10 protein-coding genes are annotated in these 20,877 nt (G+C 69.9%); 5 read left to right on the forward strand and 5 right to left on the reverse strand.

Annotated features, from left to right (window positions below):
- The first annotated feature begins 3 nt into the window (after positions 1–3).
- Together ACZ4UU_RS03195 and ACZ4UU_RS03200 are read left to right on the forward strand one after the other, a co-directional pair.
- Positions 4–492: a hypothetical protein gene (locus ACZ4UU_RS03195; protein ID WP_468036179.1), complete on the forward strand. Its 489-nt coding sequence runs from the start codon at positions 4–6 to the stop codon at positions 490–492.
- Positions 493–519: 27 nt separating this feature from the next.
- The gene (locus ACZ4UU_RS03200) at positions 520–1,260 is read left to right on the forward strand and encodes a hypothetical protein (protein WP_468036180.1); all 741 of its coding nucleotides are present in this window, start codon (positions 520–522) and stop codon (positions 1,258–1,260) included.
- Positions 1,261–1,630: 370 nt separating this feature from the next.
- Here the strand turns inward: ACZ4UU_RS03200 and ACZ4UU_RS03205 are convergent, their stop codons facing one another.
- Positions 1,631–4,435, reverse strand: coding sequence for a beta-L-arabinofuranosidase domain-containing protein (locus tag ACZ4UU_RS03205; protein WP_468036181.1), 2,805 nt, complete (start codon positions 4,433–4,435; stop codon positions 1,631–1,633).
- Between the two features lie 632 nt (positions 4,436–5,067).
- Here ACZ4UU_RS03205 and ACZ4UU_RS03210 point away from each other — a divergent pair.
- Positions 5,068–7,068 (forward strand): ricin-type beta-trefoil lectin domain protein, encoded by a 2,001-nt coding sequence (locus ACZ4UU_RS03210; protein ID WP_468036182.1) that lies wholly within the window; start codon positions 5,068–5,070, stop codon positions 7,066–7,068.
- 323 nt (positions 7,069–7,391) lie between these two features.
- Here ACZ4UU_RS03210 and ACZ4UU_RS03215 read toward each other — a convergent pair whose 3' ends face one another.
- On the reverse strand, positions 7,392–9,590 hold the full coding sequence (locus ACZ4UU_RS03215; protein ID WP_468036183.1) for a DEAD/DEAH box helicase: 2,199 nt from the start codon (positions 9,588–9,590) through the stop codon (positions 7,392–7,394).
- Positions 9,590–10,939 (reverse strand): BREX system ATP-binding protein BrxD, encoded by a 1,350-nt coding sequence (gene brxD / locus ACZ4UU_RS03220; protein WP_468036184.1) that lies wholly within the window; start codon positions 10,937–10,939, stop codon positions 9,590–9,592. Before brxD ends, ACZ4UU_RS03215 begins: the two co-directional genes overlap by 1 nt.
- Positions 10,940–11,078: 139 nt before the next feature.
- Between brxD and ACZ4UU_RS03225 the strand changes: the two genes are divergently transcribed.
- Positions 11,079–12,896 (forward strand): GmrSD restriction endonuclease domain-containing protein, encoded by a 1,818-nt coding sequence (locus ACZ4UU_RS03225; RefSeq protein ID WP_467463948.1) that lies wholly within the window; start codon positions 11,079–11,081, stop codon positions 12,894–12,896.
- Positions 12,893–13,939: a CBS domain-containing protein gene (locus ACZ4UU_RS03230; protein WP_468036185.1), complete on the forward strand. Its 1,047-nt coding sequence runs from the start codon at positions 12,893–12,895 to the stop codon at positions 13,937–13,939. The genes ACZ4UU_RS03225 and ACZ4UU_RS03230 overlap by 4 nt, the downstream gene beginning before the upstream one ends.
- A 47-nt stretch (positions 13,940–13,986) precedes the next feature.
- On the opposite strand, the gene pglZ is transcribed toward ACZ4UU_RS03230, so the two are convergent.
- Positions 13,987–16,893 carry a BREX-2 system phosphatase PglZ gene (pglZ, locus tag ACZ4UU_RS03235; protein ID WP_468036186.1) on the reverse strand — a complete coding sequence of 969 codons (2,907 nt, stop codon included), beginning with the start codon at positions 16,891–16,893 and terminating at the stop codon, positions 13,987–13,989.
- The gene (gene pglY, locus ACZ4UU_RS03240; RefSeq protein ID WP_468036187.1) at positions 16,890–20,777 is read right to left on the reverse strand and encodes a BREX-2 system ATPase PglY; all 3,888 of its coding nucleotides are present in this window, start codon (positions 20,775–20,777) and stop codon (positions 16,890–16,892) included. Before pglY ends, pglZ begins: the two co-directional genes overlap by 4 nt.
- Positions 20,778–20,877 lie beyond the last annotated feature (100 nt).

The following is a 20,877-nucleotide window of genomic DNA, read 5'->3' on the forward strand; positions in this document are numbered from 1 at the left end:
GTGATGAGCGTGCCGGCTTCAAGGGCGATCACGGCGGGACTGATCGCGGCGACGATCCTCACGACCGTACTGGCGGTCTGGCTGGCCCTCGGCCTCTGCACACAGCGCGAGGCGGAACAGCGCCGCCAGGACATCCTGGCGGCGGCCCGTCAGTCGGCACTGAACTTCACCTCCCTCGACTACCGCCACTACGACCGCGACAGCGCGAACGTCCTGGCAGGCGCGACCGGAGACTTCAAGAAGCAGTTCGCGGCCCAGACGGAGCAGCTCACACGGCTGGTGGCACAGAACAAGTCGGTCTCGGAAGGCCAGGTCCTGGAAGCGGGCGTCGTCCGCTCCGACGAGGACTCGGCCCGGGTCCTGGTGGTCGCCGACAGCAAGGTGACCAACACGGCGGTGCCGCAGGGAGAGGCGCGCACGTATCGCCTGCAACTGGACCTGGTCCACCGGGACGGCCGCTGGCTCACGTCGGATGTCGAGTTCGTCGGCTGACCGGCACCACCACTGAGGAGTACGACCATGCCGAAGACGACCACCGGCCGCGCCCCCGGGACCCCCACCCGGCGCACGATGACGGCAGCCGCCCGCGCGGCGGCCAAGCGAGCGGAGCGCGGCCACCGCGAACCGGCCCCGCAGACCACCGTCGCCGGCCGCACCGTACTGATCGACGCCCCTGAGAACGGCTGGGAGGACCCGCCCGAGCCGTCGCTGGAGTCGTTCGAGGAGGACGCACCGCCGGCGGACGGCGACCGCCCCCGTCCACGCCGGCTGCTCACCGCGGCACTCGGCATCCTCCTCGTGGCCGCCCTGGTGGCCGCCGCCGTACTGGGCCGGCAGTACCAGGACGGACGCCGGACGGAGAACGCCCGAGCCGAAGCGGTCGCCGCCGCGCGCAAGGCGGCGCCGGCCGTCCTGTCGTACGACCACCGCCACCTGGACAGGGATTTCGCGAGGGCCCGCGCCCACCTGACCGGCGACTTCCGCGACGAGTACGCGAAGACCACGAAGACGGTGGTCGGCCCGACGGCCACGAAGTACCGGGGCGTGGTGAAGGCGACGGTCGCCGCCCCTGCGACCGGCGAAGCCCCGGCAGCCTCGGTCGTCTCGGCCTCACCGGACAAGGTCGTGGTCCTGCTCTTCGTCAACCAGGTCACCGAGAGCACGCAGGTTTCGGGGTCGCGGGTGGATCTGAACCGGGTGCGGATGACGATGTCCCGTACGGACAGCGGCTGGCGGGTGAGCGCGGTGGATGCACTCTGACACCCCTGGATGGCCGCGGCCTCGCCACCGGCGTCCCGATCTGGACAGCGTCCGGCAGTGACGCTCCGCGCTCCAGGCGGATCCGCGCGAAGGTGATGTAGGCGCCGACGACGAGTTCACGGGCCGCGAGGTTTCCGGAGGCGACCAGGCAGCGCACAGGCGAGATCCTCGGTCGCGTGCTTCGGCGAACGCCTGCTCGGAGCGGCCGCGTTCGTCGACCGAGAGCGAGGCGTGGGACAGGAAGGCGGTCGGCGATATCGGGGCGACACCGACCCGCCCTTGTCGCCCGCCACTCCGGACCCACTCCTCGCACCAGATCCTGCCCCGCAGGGATCCGACCCTGCCAACCGGACAGCGGATCCGGCCGCCGTCAGGCCGCGTAGGTCGCGTTCTGCGCCGTGGTGACCACCGTCTGTCCGTCGGCCTGTGTGAGCAGGCCCGCGGACACCCACGAGTTCACCGTCGACTGCACCCGCGTCACCAGCGCGCTCTTGCTGCTGAACGGCGCCCCGGCCCAGACCTCGTCCAGGAGCGTGGTGCCGTCGGCCTTCGCCGGGTTGGCGACACCGGAGTCGGTGTTCCCGAAGACGACCTTGGGCTCGGAACGCCGGACGTAGGCGTGGGTCGGGTCCTCGGTGCCCTCGTGGAAGGGGGCGAACTCGGTGCCGTTCAGTGTGTAGTGGAGCGGCTTTCCGCTCACCGGGGTGAGGGAGGGCAGCAGGTCACCGGAGAGTCCGGCATTGCGGTACAGCCCGACCGGGAGGTGACTGGTGCTCGCGTTGCGGCCGACCAGGTTGACCGGGCCGTAGAAGAGAGTCTGCAGGGACGGGTCGTCGAGCGCCTTCTCCACCCGGAGGCGGAACGGGATCGTCACGCGGACGACGTCCCCGCTGCGCCAGGTACGGGACACGGTGAAGTAGCTGCCGGCGGCCGGGGTGCCGCTGACCGCGCTGCCGTTCACGGTCACTCGGAAGCCGGACGTCGCCCAGGACGGCACGCGGAGCTTCAGCTCGAAGGCGGCGCTGCTCCCGCTGAAGGTGAGGGTCGAACCCTGCTCCCTCGGGTAGTCCGTTGTCTGGGTGACGGTGACGCCCTTCTCCGCCCAGGTGAGGGTGGTCGGGCTGTAGAGGTTGACGTACAGCGCGCTGCCGTCCGCCTTCTTGAAGTACACCGAGTCCTGGTACTTGGTGGCGCTCTCCATGCCCGTGCCCTCGCAGCAGGTGGTCCCCTGCTTGGGGGTGTAGTCGCGCACATGACCGGGCTTGAGGCCGATGAAGTACGTGACCAGCGGCTTCTCCGCGTCGGCCTTGTCCTGTTTGGAGCCGAGCACCTGGTTGTACAGGGCCCGCTCGTAGTACTCCATGTACTTGGGGTCCTGGTCGTGGAAGAACAGCGTGCGGCTGAGCTTGAGCAGGTTGTACGCGCAGCAGGTCTCGGCGTTGGTGTCGCTGATCGTGCCCGCGATGACCCCGCGGGCCTTCCAGAACTCGCCCGTGCTGGTGCCGCCGATGCCGTACATACGGTTCGGGACGACCATGCCCCAGAAGTTCTTGGCGGCGGTGAGATAGCGGGCTTCACCCGTCGCGTCGTACAGCCGGACGTAACCGGTCATGATCGGGATGTGCTGGTTGGCGTGCAGGCCGTCGAGCGTGTCCGTGTTCGCGGCGCAGGCGTCGATGAGCTTGTCCAGGTCGAACAGCTTGGCCAGGGCGAGATGGTCGGCCTTGCCGGTGATCGAGTACAGGTCGACGATCGTCTCCACGATGCCGCCGAACTCGCCGCTGGAGAAGATGCCCCACATCCGCTGCAGCGTGGAGTCGGGCAGCTTGGACAGCCGGGAGTACATCCAGTCGCACATGCCGGACGCGAGGTCGAGCGCCCGGGCGTCGTCGGTGGCGAGGTATGCGTCCAGCAGACCCTTGAGGATCTTGTGCGCGGTGTAGTACGGCGCCCAGACCTTGGTGTAGTCGGAGCTGGTCCTCGTCTCCAGGTCGATGAACTGCGTCTCCGGGTACGCGGCGAGGAACCCGGGGTGGCTCGGCCCGCCCCAGGTGCGGCGCAGGGTGGCGGTCAGGCCGCGGCCGGAGGCGTCGGCGAAGGTGCCGCCGTTGGTGGCGAAGAAGTAGTACGACGCGAGGTTGCCGAGTCCCGCGGAGGAGTTCTTGGCCTCGTTGGTCTGCAGCGAGGTGATCTCGGACGCGGTCAGGGCCCGGGAGTACACGTTGAACTCGTCGAAGGCACCCGCGTACACCGGGTCGTCGGAGAAGTTCGAGCGGCCCAGCCAGTTGTTCGTCAGGGTGCCCAGGGCGGACGGGTTGAGCGTCATCGAGGTGTTCTGGGCGACGGCGGTGCCGTTGACGTAGAGGGTGCCGGTGCTGCCGGAGACGGTCACCGCCAGATGGCTCCACTGGTTCAGCGGCAGGGCCGCGGTGCCGTTGAGACCCTGCTCCGCGCCCGGCCCGTTGGTGGTGATGGCGAACCGCGGCACTCCGCTGCCGTTGCGGGTGGCCAGGTACATGTACCGGGTGGTGTTGTTGCCGAAGTCGAAGACCCGCTGCCAGTCGGCGTCGTGGGTGGGCTTCACCCAGACCGACAGGGTGATCGCCGACGCACCGCCGAGCACGGCGGCGGGCAGGTCGACGTACTGGTACGAGCCCCGGACGTTCTCGTGCGCGCCGCCCCACTTGCCGGTGACGGTGAGCATGCGCGGGTCGGTGCGCAGCGCCGCACGGACCTCGGTGAGCGCACCGACCATCGTCTGGATCTTGTCGGCGTACGCCTGGTCGCCGGTGCTCGCGTACGCCTGCGACAGCATGGTCAGGAAGTGGCCGGTGTAGTGGCCGCGCAGGTTGCCGTTGGCCTCGCCGTCCAGCCCCTCCCAGCCGCCGGGCGCGACGGCGCCGCCGGTGGAGAGCCCCGCGTTGGCACGGAAGACCTGCAGCAGCCGGTTCACGTCGTAGCCGCGGCCGTGGTCGAGCATCAGCTGGCGCTTGTCGGTGAAGACGCCCTGCCCGAGCCTGACGTCCTTGAGCTCGAACGGCCGCAGGCCCCAGGCGGAGGGCGCCGGCAGCGTGGCCGCCGCTGCCTCGCCGCCCGCGGCGTACGTCACGGCCGGCGCCGCCGTGGCGAGCAGCGCGGCCTGGAGGAGGGTTCGTCTGGGGAGAGCGCCTGCCATGTGTTCCTCGTTTCTGCGTGGGGGTGGGGCCGAGGCTTGGTGGACGAAGATCACGAACGTTCGATATTCTGAACGGCGTACGGAACTCCGACCAGAAGATAGGTTCGAGGCGTGATCGCGTCAACGCTTCCGGCAGGGTCAGTTCCGGTTGATGCGGGTGAACGAACGCCGACTTCACGCGGGTGAACGGATGCCGACGGCTTCGGCGTCGGCTTCGACTTCGGGGGTAGCGGCCGCCTCCTGAGACACCGTCAAGGCGGATGGATCAATACGCCCATGACAGGTAACTGACCACCGGAACTCGATCACTGGCTCGATGGACGCACGCCGGGAACGGTCGGACAGACGCACGACCACCCCGGCCGCCACCTCCGACAGCAGGGCACCGCATACACCAAGCACGGGTACCTACAGCCCGGTTCAATCACACAGAAGCCATCGAAAAACGACAGAACCATTGACCCGCCGTTTGCCTCACCCTACTTTCTGACCGACCCACCGAATTCCGTCCGATATATCGGATGCGCATGGCAGTGCTCACAGGTTCGCGCCCCAGGGCCGTCTTTCACCCCGTTCATGGACCGGGCGCCCTTGCCAGACCAGCGTTCTTCCCCTCCCCTCTGGAGAGCCGCATGTCCCGTACCGCTGCACGAAGATGGACCAGGCGCATCACCGCCCAGGTCCTCGCCGCCGGACTCGCCGTCGCCGGTCTGGCGGCCCTGGACCGACAGGAGCCGTCGGTGCCGCTGTCCGCGGCACCGGCCGCCGTGAGCACCAGTCAGATCGGCGTCACACCGCCGCCGATGGGCTGGGCGTCCTGGAACAGCTTCTTCAGCAGCATCGACCACAACGTGATCAAGCAGCAGGCCGACGCCCTGGTCTCGTCCGGCATGGCCACCGCCGGCTACAAGTACGTCAACCTGGACGACGGTTGGTGGCAGGGCGCCCGTGACGCGAACGGCGACATCGTCGTGGACGAGAACCTGTGGCCGGGCGGCATGAAGGCGATCGCCGACTACATCCACAGCAAGGGCCTGAAGGCCGGCATCTACACCGACGCGGGCAAGCAGGGCTGCGGCTACTACTTCCCCACCACCCGGCCCGCGGCGCCCAACACCGGTATGGAGGGCCACTACCAGCAGGACCTGGAGACCTTCCAGCGCTGGGGCTTCGACTACGTCAAGATCGACTGGTGCGGAGGCCGTGAGGAGGGCCTGGACCAGGAGACGACGTACAAGCAGATCGCCGCCGCCAACGAGGCCGCCTCGGCCGTCACCGGCCGCAAGTTGGCGCTGTCCTTCTGCGAGTGGGGCACCGGACTGCCCTGGAACTGGGCGACCGGTTACGGCGACCTGTGGCGCACCAGCCACGACGTGCTCCTGTACAAGGAGACTCCGGGCCTGACCAAGATGTACCGCAACTTCGACGAGGCCCTGCAGCCCGCGGCCCATCACACCGGCTACGTCAACGACCCCGACATGCTGATGGTCGGCCTGAACGGCATGACCGCCGCCCGCAACCGGCTGCACATGAGCCTGTGGTCGATCGCCGGCGCCCCGCTGCTGGCCGGCAACAACGTGGCCACGATGACCACGGAGACCCGCGACATCCTCACCAACCCCGAGGTCCTCGCCATCAACCAGGACCCGCGCGGCCTCCAGGGCGTCAAGGTCGCCGAGGACACCCGCAACCTCCAGGTGTACGGCAAGGTGCTCTCCGGCACCGGCAAGCGCGCGGTGATGCTGTTCAACCGCACGAGCTCGGCCGCGAACATCACCGTCCGCTGGGCCGACCTCGGCCTTACCTCGGCCTCCGCCACCGTGCGCAACGCCTGGACCCGTACCAACGCCGGATCGTTCGCGACCAGCTACACCACCTCCGTCCCCGCGAACGACGCGGTCCTGCTGACCGTCTCCGGCACCGAGGCGTCCGGCACGACGCACGAGGACACCACCGCCGCCACCACCCCGACCTTCAGCAACGTCACCGCCGGGGCGGCCGGCACGAAGCTGGTGGACATCACCTACGCCAACGGCGGCAGCACCGCCCGCAAGGCCACCATCCAGGTGGGCGGCCAGTACAAGTACGTCGTGTCCTTCCCGCCGACCGGCTCGGCCACCACCTACCGCACCGTGTCCGTGCTGGCCCACCTGGCCAAGGGCGCCAACACCGTGCGGTTCGCCGCGGTTTCGGGCAGCACCGCCCCCGACATCGACGCCCTCCGCGTCCAGGGCATCCCCGGCACCAACGGTGTCGCCCTGGTCGGCACCGCCTCGGGCCGCTGCGTGGACATCGACAAGAACACCTACGTCAACGCCACGCAGGCACAGATCTGGGACTGCTCCGGCGGACGCAACGAGACCTTCACCCAGACCTCGCGCGGCGAGTTGGTGGTCTACGGCAACAAGTGCCTCGACGCCGACAACAACGGCACCACCAACGGCACCAAGGTCATCATCTGGGACTGCACGGGCGGCACCAACCAGAAGTGGACCGTCAACTCGAACGGCACCATCACCAACAACCTCTCAGGCCTGTGCCTGGATGCGTCCGGCGCCGAGACCGCGAACGGCACCAAGCTGGTCCTGTGGACCTGCAACGGCCAGAACAACCAGAAGTGGACCACGACCTGACACCCCTCGCCAGGGCGTGACATACGGCCGACGAGAGCGCACTCGCGCCCTCGCCGGCCGTATGCGCAGAGCGGGTCGGCAGGCCGCAGAGGACAGCACGGTGCGTGTACTGCGGGAACAGGGAATACTAGGCGGCAGACGAGTCGGGCTGTACGCCGGGGAGTACCACCGCAGCGTGACCTGTGCAAACGTGTAGCGAGCGCGCTTGTGTGGCTACTTTGATAGCTACGTAAAGAGACACCCCGCCCTGGAGCGGTCCGGGAGTTGGGGGCCGGGGGGAACACCTGGCGTCGCTCTGAAGCGGCGTTGGCGGCGTTTCCGACTCACCCGCCGTACTGGAAGCGCGCCGACTCACCGAGCACCGAGCGGGCGCTTTCGAAGTCGGCCAATCGGGCCGCCACCGTGGCCACGGCGAGGCGTTCCGGGAGGGCGGCGGAGAACTTCAGGCCGCGTACGGCCCGGCGGTCCACGTCGGGCAGGACGAGGTTCTCGCCGACGCTCTCACGGGCCGCACGCCATTCGGCCGGGGTGAGGTCCTCGCGCAGGCGCAGCCAGCTGTCGGTAGGCCGTTGCAGGGGGTCGGTGACCGACTGGAGGGTCGCCGCCAGCGTGGCGTTGGCTCGGTAGCCGGCCCAGGTCCACCAGCGGACGTCGGAGCCGACGCGCGTGATCAACGTGCCGCCCGGGTGGACGGTGTCAGGTGCGTCGCTGTCGCGCTGTTCGGCCAGGCAGGCCTCCGCACGCCGGGTGAGGGAGACGGGCGGAGTCGTGCCGAGCAGTACCTCGCGCATGGCACGCGTCAGGGCGTACGACAGGCCGGCGACGCCGCCGTGCATCCACTTGGCGATTCCGCCGCCGTCGGCCGGCTCGACGAAGACGCGTTTGCGCAGCCAGTCGATATAGGTGACCTGCCAGCTGCGGCCACCGAGCAGCAGCCGCCTGGGGCCGGGGCGTTCCTCCGTGAGCACGCTCGGGTCGGTGCGGCCGATCTCCGTGCGTCCGGACAGGACGGTGAACTGCGGGGGTGCGGTAAAGGAGGCGGTGAGTTCGATGAAGTGCCTTTTGCCGAAGCGACGTTCCGCCTCGGGGCCGACGAACAGCATCCCGCCGTCGCTGTCGAGGAAGCCCTCCTCGGTGAGGAAGCGCAGGATGGGGGCCGCCGACTTGTCGAAGGGAGCGAGGCCGTTCCACTGCCGGTCCCACAACTGGTCGCCGAGCTTGTGCTGTTGCAGGGTGACGGCGAGCAGTTGCTGGGCCACCAGGTGGCGTGGCTCCGGCGGGGGGACGACCGGTTCCACCCAGCCCCGCGACCACAGCAGCAACAGGCCCGCCGCCTGCAGCAGTGTGTCCTTGCGGGTGGTGAGGAACAGACAGTTCCGCACAGTCCCGGAACGTCGGCCGGTGCGGCCGATACGCTGCAGGAAGGAGGCGACGGAGGCCGGTGAGTCGATCTGGATGACGCGGTCCAGGTCACCTACGTCAATGCCGAGCTCGAGGGTGGACGTGGAGACGATGACGCAGTCCCGGGCCTCGGCGAACGCCTGCTCGGAACGGGTGCGTTCATCGACGGAGAGGGAGGCGTGGGACAGGAAGACCGTCACCTCGCGCGCGCGTAGTGCCGCGCCCAGCTCCTCGACCTGGCGGCGCGAGTCGCAGAAGACTAGCCGCTTCTCTCCCTTGTGCAGCGCCGCGATGAGTTTGGCCGCGTTGTCGAGGGAGCCGACGTAGTCGAGTTCCACTTCGCCCGCAGGCCTGCGGGGCGGCTCGGGACTCGCTTTGTCGCCGGGTCCGCTGCCGTCGGTAGTCGGCAGGTGCACTCCAGGAGCGACCACCTGACCTGCGCGGCTGCCGACGCCCGCGCCTTGCAGCCAGTGCAGCAACTCGGCCGGGTTACCGACGGTCGCCGAGAGACCGACGCGCTGGATGAGCCTTCCGGTGACCCGCTCCAGACGTTCGAGCACGGCGAGCAGGTGCCATCCCCGGTCGTCCCCGGCGAACGCATGCACTTCGTCGATGACGACGGTCCGGACGCTCCCCAACAGGCGTGTGTGGTCGGTCTTGACGCCGATGAGCATCGCTTCGAGCGACTCGGGCGTGGTCAGCAGGATGTCCGGCGCCTCGGCCCGGATGCGCTGCCGTTGCGATTCCTTGGTGTCACCGTGCCAGAGCGCAGCACGTCGCCCCAGCCATTGGGCGTAGGAGTCGACGCGGACGACCAGGTTGTTGAGAAGTGCCTTGAGCGGACACAGGTACAGCACGGAAGTGCCGGTCCACTTCTGCCCGCTCATCGCCGACAGCAGGGGGAAGCAGGCCGCCTCGGTCTTGCCCCCCGCGGTCGGCGCCAGGAGTACGGCGTCCTGTCCCTCCATGAGCGGCGTGATCGACGCACGCTGCAAGGGACGCAGATCGGGCCAGCCAAGGGTGTTGACGATGTGATGCAGGACGACGGGATCGAGTCGGTCCAGTACGTCGGCGTCCTCGTCACCCGGTTCCTGCCCGGCCGGGAGTCCCGCGTCCGCCATCACAGCTCCAGGTCGATGTCATCGGCCGACGCGGAGTCTCCGGAGACCGTGGCGGCCAGGTTCCGTTCGACGTCGGTGAGTTCGCTGCCGGCGACGGTGAGCCGGTAGTGCTGCCGGGGGTCGAAGTCGTCGAACTGGTCCACGCGGTCGAGCACGTCCCCGACAAGTTTCTTCAGGAACAGCCGGGGGGCGACTCCCACCTTCCCGCCCAGCGCCCCGCCGACGGCCACTGCGAGGTCCGCGACATACGCGTCGTCGACGACCTTCCGCACGCGCTCGGGCATTTCCGCGGCATCGGCGTACAGGTCACGGATGGTGAGGCCGAGTCCGACCAGGGACTCGTGGTTGAAGCCGGGGAGTCTGATCTGCACGGCGCGAGGGTTGTCGAAGCGCGGGTCGGTGGTGAAGTCGGTGGCCAGCCGCTGAGCGAGCGGCGCCAGGCGCTGCACGCCCTGCTGCCCGTCGTAGAAGGCCGGGGTGCCCGTGATGACCAGATACAGACCGGGGAAGCGGCCCGAGTGCACCTCGTCGATGAGCTGCCGCAGCGCGTTGAGTGCCTTGTCGCGAGCGTCCGACCGAACCCGCTGCAGCGTCTCCACCTCGTCGAGGACGACGAACAGCCCGGTGTGCCCGGAGTCGCGCAACACGGTGAGGAGCCCCTGCAGGAACCCGAGCGCGCCGAAGTGGTCGAGGTCGCCGCGTACCCCGGCGGCCCGGCGGGCGGAGGCTGCGACGTGCGGCTGGCCACCGAGCCACGCCAGGACGGCCGCGGCGGTCGCCTCGTCGCCGTCCGCGAGGGCGGCCCGGTAGCCGCGCAGAGCGGTGGCGAACGACGGGGCGTGCCGGGAGACCTCGGCGAGCCGGGCGACGAGCAGCTTCTCCACCTCGCTCGGCAGCTCGTCCTCGGTCGCGCCGGCCGCGAGGGCGTCCTCCTCCAGGGCGTAGAACCAGGCGTCGACCACGGGCCGCAGCGCGCTGGGCGGGAAACTGGAGGTGGTGAGCCGTTCGGTGAGCCGCCGGTAGACCGTCTCCAGCCGGTGAAGCGGGGTCTCGTTCTCCGAGACCTGGATCTCGGCCACGGCGAAGTTGCGGCGCTTGGCGCGCTCCCCCAGCCAGCGGGTGAAGAACGTCTTGCCGGACCCGTACTCACCCCGCACGGCCTTGAACACGGAGCCGCCGGACGCCACGGCGTCCAGTTCCGCGTCCAGGGCCGCTTCGAACCGGTCGAGTCCGGTGGCCAGCAGGTCGAGTCCGCTGTCGGGTACGGCACCGCGCCGCAGCGCGTCGATGACGGTACGGCGGCGCGCGGCGCTCACCTGTGCGGGGCGCTGGGATCCGGTGCTGCTCACAGCAGCCAGTCTTCCATTTCCACGGGCACGCACGTACGGGGACCGTGAGGCGCCCACTTCGTTGAATCGGTTGACGGTCACCCGGAGACGCTGCTGGAATCACTCTCCGTACATACGCCAGGGTGGGAGTGGAACGAACGTGGCGGCACTCGACAATGTGAAGCTGAAGGATGTTCTCGCGGACGTGGCCTCGGGCTCCTTACAGTTGCCCGACTTCCAGCGGAACTGGAAATGGGACGACGACCGGATCCGCGCGATCATCGCGACGGTGACGCTGGACTATCCGCTCGGCGTGGTGATGACGTTGCAGACCGGCGGCGCCACCCGGTTCCGCTCCCGGACGCTCACCGGAGCACGCCCCGACGGGGACCCGGCCGCGGACCTCCTCCTGCTGGACGGGCAGCAGCGCCTCACCTCCCTCTTCCAGGCCCTGTGGCTGGACGCCCCGGTGGAGACCGCGGACGCCCGTGGCAAGCCCATCGAACGGTGGTACTACGTCGACATCGCGAAGGCCGTCGGCCCGTCCGCGGACCGCGACGAGGCCATCCTGTCCGTCCCGGCGGACAAGGTGCTCCGCACCGACTTCAACCGCACGGTGGTGCTGGATCTGAGCACCACGGAGGGCGAGTGCGCGGCCGGTCTCTTCCCTCTGCACCTCGTCTTCGACGCCCAGCGCGTGAACCAGTGGATGATGGCCTACATCAAGGCGGACGAGAACCAGAACTGGGACCTGTGGGGCCAGTTCGACGAATCGGTCCTCCAGCAGATCCGCGCCTTCCAGGTCCCGATGATCCGGCTCGCCGCCTCCACCTCCATGGACGCCGTCTGCGCGGTGTTCGAGCGGGTCAACACGGGCGGTGTGCCGCTGAACGTCTTCGAACTGCTCACCGCGACCTACGCCGGGGACCGCGACTACGTGGACCGGACCGGGGACTACTACCAGCTCCCCGAGGTGTGGCGGGAGATCAAGCAGGCGCTGGCGGCCAAGTACCCGGTCTTCGGCCGCGTGGACGGCGGCGTCGAGAACGGGCTGAGCAGCATCGACTTCCTGCAGGCCATCGCCCTGGTGCGCACCTGGGAGCGGAAGCAGGCGGGCACCGGGGCGACGGTGTCGTGCAAGCGCCGGGACCTGCTGGACCTCCCGCTGGCCGATTTCGTCCGGCTGGCGCCGAAACTCGCCGAAGCCTTCGCCTGGGTGGGCGACTTCCTGGAACGGCAGTGCATCGTCCGCCCGAACGACCTGCCGTACAAGACACAGCTCGTCCCGCTCGCGGCCGTCCGCGCCATCCTCGACACGGCACTGGACGGCCTGGGAGCGGAGGAGAAGACCGAGCAGTGGTACTGGTGCGGGGTCCTCGGCGAGATGTACGGCGGCTCCACCGAGACCCGCTTCACCCGTGACGTCGAGCAGCTCGTCCCCTGGATCGCGCAGGACGACCGGGCACCCGACACCGTCACGGACGCCTTCTTCTTCGCCGACCGCCTCGACAGCCTCACCACCCGTAACAGCGCCGCCTACAAGGGCATCTACGCCCTGCTGGTCAAGCAGGGGGCGGTGGACTGGCACCACACGGACAGCCCACTCAGCCCCGGCAGGCTGGACGAGTACAGCGTGAATGTCCGCCAGATCTTCCCCAAGGCATGGTTCCGGCGGGGCAACAGCCAGGGCCTGCCGACGAACTCCATCGTGAACAAGACCCCGCTGTCCTACCGCGCGGCGATGGACATGACCGGGGCACCGTCGTCCTACCTGTCCACCATGGTCGCGGCCTCCGACATGCGCCCCGAGTGGTTCGACGACGTACTCGCCACCCACCTCATCGATCCGGAAGCGCTCCGCGACAACGACTACGAACGGTTCTACAACGACCGTTCCAAGCAGTTGCAGGACCTCGTGCACTCCGCCATGGGCAAGCGGACCATGCTCCGTGACCTCGCGGAGGGCGACACCCGATGACGACCACACCGGGCGGGCAGGACCTCGCCGCGCTCAAGGGCAGGACCGTCCCCGTGCAGGACATTCTCGACCTGTTCCAGGTCAGGGTCCGCGACCATCGGACGGTGCACCGTATCTCGCAGGCACTTACGGACGCCGGGCTGACGACGCTGCCGGACTTCGCGGTGTGCGGCCAGCGCAGCAACGTCGACGTGGTGCCGCTCGCGTCCATCCCCGCACAGGCCGCCCCAGCCGACGAGGAGGAGGACGAGACGGAGGAGGCCCTGCCCTCGGCCGCCCTTCCGCAGCGTCTGCTGCTCGGGGACATCCCGTCGGCGCGGCGCGGCCTGGTATCCGTCGGTCCCGGCACGCCTCTGCCACAGGCGACGTTCCTGATGCGTACGAAGGGCGTCGCGCAGGTCCCGGTGACGACCGGTATGGCGCAGATCCACGGGGTGGTCACCTGGGGGTCCGTCGCCAAGATGTACGAGGCGGGCAAGCAGCCGACGCTGGACAACGCGATGGAGAAGGATTCGCTCCCGGTCGCCGACACGCGCCAGGAGTTCTTCTCCGCTCTGCCGGTCATCCGCGAGCACGGGTATCTCCTGGTCCGAGGAGACGACGGTTGTCTCTCGGGCATCGTCACCGCCGCGGACGTCACGGACCGCTTCGAGGGCGCGGCACGGCCCTTCTTCATCGTCGGGGAGATCGAGTCCCTGCTGCGCCGCTGTCTGGGCGCGGCTCTGGATGAGGAGACCATCAAGGCGGTCCAGACGAACAAGAAGGCCGAGCACCGCACCGGCCAGGTCTCCGACCTCATGTTCGGCGACTATCTGAGGCTCCTGGACGGGGACCAGACGAAGACGTCACTGGCCGAAGCCGCCGACGCCAACTGGGAAGCCCTGAAGTGGCCGAGCATGCCCAGGGAGCAGTTCATCGGCCGCCTGAAACGAGTGAAGGACATCCGCAACCGGATCGCCCACTTCGACGAGAAGCCGCTTCCGCAGGAGCTGCTCGACGAGCTGACGACGTTCGCGAAGCTGCTGCGGGCGTTCGTGGCCTGAAGCGGCGGGGTGCCTCGACGCGAACGTCAGAGGCACCCCGAACGCTGTCAGCCCGCTCGGAGGGCGAACTGCTCGCGCAGCAGCGCCTCATGGAGGCGTAGCGTGCGCCCGTCCGGCAACGTCTCCAGCACCTGTACGCCGTCGTAGTTCAGGAGCTGCCTCAGGACCGCGGCGAAGCCGTCGCCCCGGGCGGTGGGCATGCCCGAGCGTTGGGCGAGCGCGGTCACGGGCAGGGTGCCGCCCGCGTCGAGCAGGGCGGCGAGGGCCTTGTGGACCTGCTCCTGCTGCGGCTTGCGCGCCAGACCGTCGAGCTGCCCCTGATACGTCTCCGAGTCGAGCAGCGCCGCCACGAGCGCTTCGGTCCGGGAGACGACGGCGGGGGTGAGCAGGGCGTCGTCTCCTCCGGCGGTCAGCGCCACGTCGAAGAGCGCGTCGGGCAGCGTCCCGGGTTCGGGTTGCTTCTTCCGGGGTTTCGCCGCCCCCTTCTTCGAAGCCGCGCCGGACAGCTGAGCCGGGCGCTCGTCCGATGCCGGCCCCCCCGCCTCCTCCGGAGCCCACCAGGTTGGCCGCTGGTCTCCCAACTCCCGCCAGCCCTTGGGCGGTTCCGCACCGAACGGCAGGAAGGCGAGCACCGGGATGGTGAACTCGGCGAGGGAGGCCCCGCCGTGGTAGCCGGCTTTGAGGGCGGTGTAGCGGGAGTCCGCGTCCCAGAGCGCGACGATGGACGCGCCGGGCTCGGGCCAGACCACGCGCGGCCCGGAAAGGGCGATCTCCCGTTCGCCGAGCGGGCCGCCGCCGGGCAGGCGGTGCCGCGCGGACACGGGCTCGGTGGCCGCGTCGGCCTTCGTGCCGTGCCGGTCCACGACGTGGCCGTGATCGCTGGTGACGATGACAGCCATGCCCTGGGCCGCTGCCACCCGGAGCAGCTCGCGCAGGCCGGGTACGTCGTCGACCCGCCAGGCTCCGTCGCCGAGTTTCTGTTCCTTGGCGAGGCGGTCGTCGATGGCGTTGAGGACGACGGCGACGTGCGTCCTGCCGTCGTTGAGGGCATCCGTGAGGGCCGGGCCGAAGGCGTCGCCTGCCGTCTCGGTGCGCAGGTCGTCCTTGTGGAACACGGCGGCCGGGGCCCCGCCCCACAGTTTCAGCGCGGGGAAGAGCCGCTTCTCGTCGGCCTGGGTGCCCTTCATCAGGGTGCCCGCGAAGAGCGACGTCCGGGACACGGCCGTCACGGTGGGCAGGGCGGCAGCCATTGCCCTCCGGAGGGGGTCACCCTCGGGCAGCGGGTCGAACTCCGCCCAGGAGCGGCGCAGTTCCTCGCCCAGCTCGTTCGCTATGGCCGCGCTCATGCCGTCGAGCACGAGCAGCAGCACCCGCCGCTCCTCACCGCGCCGGACGACGGGCCCGACCACCCGGTCGAGGAAGGTCTCGACGGTGAGCATGCTGCCGGGCCGGGTGCCGTCCTGCGTCCAGCCGGCCAGCGAGCGCGCGAAGGAGGAGTCGATCTGCCGCCGCCGGTCCCTGACGCGCGTGCCCAGCGTGTCGTAGGCGGCCTTGAGGACGGAGTCCGGGTCGCCGCCGGCCTCGATGTGCTCCAGGGCAAGGTCGGCCCAGCCGGTCTCGGCGATGTGCCGCTGGATGGCGTCGGCGACGGTGAGGGCGTCGGCGGACGGATCGGTGGCCAGCCAGAAGGCGAGCCGCTGCCCCATACGGGCGCGTTCGATGCGGGCGGACTCCGCCGGATCGGTGGCGAGCCTGTGCTCCGCGAGCCGTCGGACGGCCTCCGCGACCGCGGCCGTGTCGCCCGCCGCGAGGGCCTGGCCCACGGCGGTGAACCGCGCCTCCAGTCCGCCGCGCAGGACCGGGCTCGCCGCGGCGGCCGTCTCCGCGCCGAACTGGCGGGCCAGCACGGCTGCCCGGTCGAGCACGATGCCGCTGGTGCGGCGTGCCTCGCGGGCCTGGTCGGCGTCGGGGCCGCCGCCCCGGTGTCCGGCTGTCAGCAGCGTGCTGACGTACTCCTCAGTGGACCGTCCGAAGACGCCCACCAGGGCATCGAGTTGTTCGCCGACGGCCGGGGGCTGGTCACCGAAGTAGCGTTCGGCGCGGCCCCGCGCCTGGTACGTCTCGGGGGCGGGCTCGGCGTGTTGCCAGAGGGCAGCGCATACGAGGCCGAAGGCGGCCGCGTCCACGCCGCGCTCGGCGTCGACGAGAGCGAGCAGGGCGCGTCCGGCGAGACCGGCCTGGTCCTCCTCACCGAGGAAGGCGGTCAGCCCGGAGCGCTCGGGGCCTCGCAGGCCCAGCAGCCGCTCGGGGGCTCCGGGCCGGGTCGACCAGTGCAGCAGCGTCTGTGCGTCGAGCCGGTCGTCTCCGGGGCGCCGGGTGCCGCCTTCGGTGTCGTAGCGTCCGAGGCGCAGTCGGCGCTGGGCGAGCGCGGTGAGTGCGTACTGCCGCGACAGCCAGCCGCCGGGCACCGGCTGCCAACCGCCGGGCGGGGTGGCGTCGAGCAGGGCTTCGGCGGCCCAGTTGACGTCCTTCAGGCGCGGGTCGATCTGCCGGGCGCCGAATGCCTCCCGCACGACGTCCCAGCTGTCGACCGTGTCGATGCGCAGCTTGTGGACGCGGGCGAGGATCGCGGGGTCGAGTTCGTTCTGCTCGCGATCCGTGAGGACGACCAGGACGGCAGGGCCGGGTCGCCGCCCCGCGAGGTGGTCGAGGACAAGCTCGTGGACGGCGAGCGGCGAAGGTGCCACCGCGACACCGGCCGCCCGGCCCTCGCCCCAGGCTGGTTCGACGGGCCCGTCCCACTGGGGCGTGGACCGCAGGAGCACGACCCGGCGCCTGCCTCCGCCGTCCCCGGTCAGGGAGGCGGCGAGGGAGGACTGCGAGGACAGGTACTGAGTGACGGTGGCGGTGTTCAGCCGGACGGCGCCCGGGGCGGCGGCGACGGTGTCCGTCATTCGACGACCTTCCAGGTGATCTCGATGGTCGCGTCGGGGTGGCGGGCGGCCAGTTCGGACAGTTCCGCCTGAAGATCGGCGGCGGCGCGTGCCACGGTCGTACGGCGGCCACCGGCCGTTCGCGCGGAGCCGCTGCCGGAGGACGCCGGTGTGGGTGGCTCCTGCGGGGCGTAGGGGATGCGCGGGTCGCTGGTCGGCGTGTTCAGGGACAGGTCGTCGGCCGTGACCGGGGGCGCGGCAGGAGCGGGCGGCTGAGCGGCGGCCTGGCTGCGCTTGACCAGGGCCACGACCTCGCGCTGGGTCCGCGTCAGTGCGTCGCGCAGGTCCGCGGTGCGCTGGTCGTCACGGGCCACGTTGCGCAGCGAGTCGAGCAGTGCCTCGCCCTCCGGGCCGAGTCCGGCGGCGAGTTCGAGGGTGCTCCAGGGCGCGGATGCGACGGCCTCCGCGACGCTGCGGGCCTGCTTGATGGAGGTGCCGTACCGGTCGGCGCTGGTCTCGCCCAGGTCGAAGGAGGCGAGGGCCTCCACGGTCTTCTTCGCGCCGGCCGCGCCCTTGCCGGCTTCCGCCGTGAGGGCGTCCAGCAGTTGCAGGGAGCGGCGGGCGAGAGCGAGCCGACCGCTGTCGGTGGTCTGGTCGAGGCCGAGGAAGGCTGCGTGGGCCTCCAACTGGTGCACCAGGTCGGCCGCGTGGTCCCGGTGGGTGCGGGCGCCCTCGATGATCTGGCGGGCGAACTGGTTGACCATCCGGCCGCGCCGCAGGGCGGGCGCCTTCTCCCCGAAGATCGTCTCGAAGCGCTGCCGTGCCGCGTCCCAGTCGGACTCGGCGGGCAGCGGCTGGCTGCGCAGCGCGTCATGGTCCTTGATCGCGGACAGTTCGGGCGCAGGGTCGAGCACGGTGCCGCCGCGCACCCAGACCCGGTCGTCCATCTCGGCGAAAGCGGCGACGACGAGCCGGGCGAGGAAGTCGGGCAGGCCGCGCGGGTCGGGCTTGTCGGTCCAGTCGGTCAGGGTGATCAGGGACAGGTCCCCGGTGACGCCCTGGGCGCTGGCGAGCTGCCGGAAGTGGTCGGCCCAGTAGCGGGACAGCTCGAAGTACGCCTCCTTCTGCTGCCCGAGGCGGAGGGACCCGGCGATCCGCTGCATGAGCCTGCGGTCGGCGGCCGGGACCTCCACCCGCCCGTCGCGCGCCTCGGCGGCGGCCCGCACATGGGTGAACACCTTGCGGGTGTCGGCGGACTTCACGGCGGTGCCGGTGGCGTCGGGGTCGAGGTCGGGGTGCGCCGGGTACTGGTGGGCGAGCAGCCTGCCCGCGACATGCCGGATGCCGTCGTGCAGGCTCTGCCCGAAGGACAGGGTCAGGTTGTCGACATCGGGCACCGGGACGAGGTGGTCGTCGAAGTCGGGCACGACATCGGCAACCTGCTTCTGGGCGAGCCCGTACGCCTGCTTGAAGGCACCCTTGACCTGCTTGAGCAGGGCCTCGCGCTGGGTTTCGAGGAGCCCCTTGGCGCGGCTGCGGTTGTCGGCGTTGAGGTGGCCGGCGTACTGGGTGTCGAAGCGGTGCTCGTCGGCGAGGGCCTTGTCGATGACGACGAGGCGCCGGAAATCGGCGAAGCGCTGCGCGGACAGATGGGCGGGCAGCCAGGCGACGATGCGGGACCGCTCGCCCTGCTGGCGCTCGCGCAGCCGCCGGACGCGGTTGACGTCCTCGACAGGACCCCACTCGCCCTCGTCGAAGGGGAGGTCTATGGCGATCCGCCAGCGGCCGTCCTCCTGCGGCATCAGGTCGTGGTCGGGCAGCTCGTCCTCGTCGGCGACGTTGCCGAACACGATCTCGGCGGTGCGGGAGGTGCCGCGCCACACGAAGCCGAGCTGGTCGCTCAACTGCCCGTGCTCGACGCCCAGTTCCTGGGACAGCAGACGGCGGGCGAGGGCGACCCGGTTGCCGGGGTTGTCGTTGACCTGGGCGTTGGCGATGACGGAGTCCACGTCGACGCCGGACAGCTCCAGCCGTACGCCGGGGTTGGCGTCGGTGCCGGTCTCCTTGATCTCGGGGAACCGGGCCGCCCACTCGGCGACCTTGTTCTTGATGATGCCGACCTCGGCGCCCGGGATGGGTGCGAGGACCGACCCGTGGTTGAGGGCGCCGAGCCGCCGGATGGTCAGCTCGGCCAGGGAGGGCACGCTGGGCGCGAGTGCGGACAGCAGCAGGGTGCACACGAGCCGGTTGTCGCCGACGAACATGCGGCAGCGGTTGGCGCGCTGGGGGTCGGTGATGGCCTCGGGACGGTTGCGGTACTGCTCGACGTCGTCCTCGGTGATGTCATAGGAGCTGAGCAGATACGGCCGCAGCTTGGTCTTGTAGAGCTTGTCGGCGGCCTCGAAGACGACCTTCAGGCTGTCGGTGAACGGCTTGTCGCCGCCCTCCGCGATCACCGGGTAGAGGTCGCCGACCGGGATGAGCTGTCCGAGCCGGATCTCGTTGCGGTGATCGGCGAGCAGCTGGCCCATCAGCTTCAGACCGGTACGGGAACGCTGCAGCGCGGACGAGATGTGGACCAGGGTGTCCATGAACGCCGGCGAGAAGGGGTACGTCAGCCGGAACGACTCCGCGTCCGCGCCGGTCGTGCCCTTCTCGGAGCCGAGGAGGGTGTCCCAGACCTGGGTGCCGACCCGCTTGGTCTGCTCGAAGGCCGCCTCGACGAGCTGTTCCGCCTCGGTGTCCTTGGGCTTGAGGAGGCGGGCGTGGGCGATCTGCGGGAGGTTGCGGTCCTCCAGGGTGATCTTGTCGAATCGGCCGGAGGCCAGGTTCAGAGTGTCCTGGATGGACGACTCGGCAGCACCCGACACCTCTTCGCCGACGAGTTCGCGCAGGTCGCGCTGGCGGGCGATGAACGACACGACGGGAATGGCACGTCGGGCGTCACCGCCCTCCACGAAGTTGGTGATCTTGCTGGCCTCGCGGGCCACGAACTTCTGGTCGTGGATGAGGGTGGCGAGCCAGAGGATCAGCTCGTCCATGAATAGGATCAGGCCGTCGTAGTGGAGCGACTTGGCGTGCTCGGCGATCACGGACAGACCGGCGTCGAGCGAGATGAACCCGTGCTCGTCCTCGGCCGCGTTCTTGGAGAAGCCGGGGAGGAGGTTGGTACTGGCGTCGTTGACGAGCTTGGCGCGCAGTTCGGCCGGGGCGGAGGGGTTGCGGAGGTCGAGCGGCGTGCCTCCTTCGTGGTCCTCCTCGGCGGCCAGCGCGGTGTCCAGGAGCTGCGGAGTCCAGGCGAAGCCCTCGCCCCACTCGTCCTCTTCGCCGTCGTCCGCGTCACTGCCGCCCAGGCCGCGGATGACCGCTTCGTCGCCCATGTTGGCGCGCATGGCGTGGATGTCGGCGAAGAGGGAGTCGGTCCGGTACACCTGCGGTGTCGGGGCCTCCGGGTGCAGCTTCTTGACGTGCGTGACGTACCCGCCGAGCACCCGCTGTTCGAGGGCCTTCGCACCGAGCATGTGGTACGGCACGAGCAGGAACTTCTTGCCGTCCGTGGTCAGCCACTCGTGCTTGGTCAGCACCGGGTCGAACTCGGTACGGGCACGAGCGGCCGGGTCGCCGCTGAGCAGCGCATACAGCACGGCCATGAAGTGCGACTTACCGGAACCGAACGAGCCGTGCAGGTACGCCGCCTTGGAGCGGTGCCCGTCGAGCGAGGACTTGATGAGCGCCAGCGCCTCGTCGAAGTTCTCCAGCAGCCGCTCGGTGACGACGTAGTCCTTGAGCGCATGCCGGGCGCCTTCGGGTGTCGTCGCCTCGGCAAGGGACAGCACGAAGTCCGAGGTCGAGATGTTCTCTTTGATGCCGATGACATCGCGGAGGAGGGGCGGCTGCTGGGCCATTACAGGTCACGCTCTCCATCTGGTGGCCTCCGCCACCGCTTGTACTCGATCGTGCGGGATGTCTGCTATCGGCTTGGCTGCCCGATCAAGCCTCGGTATG

It is taken from the genome of Streptomyces sp. NPDC028907 (assembly GCF_055564995.1).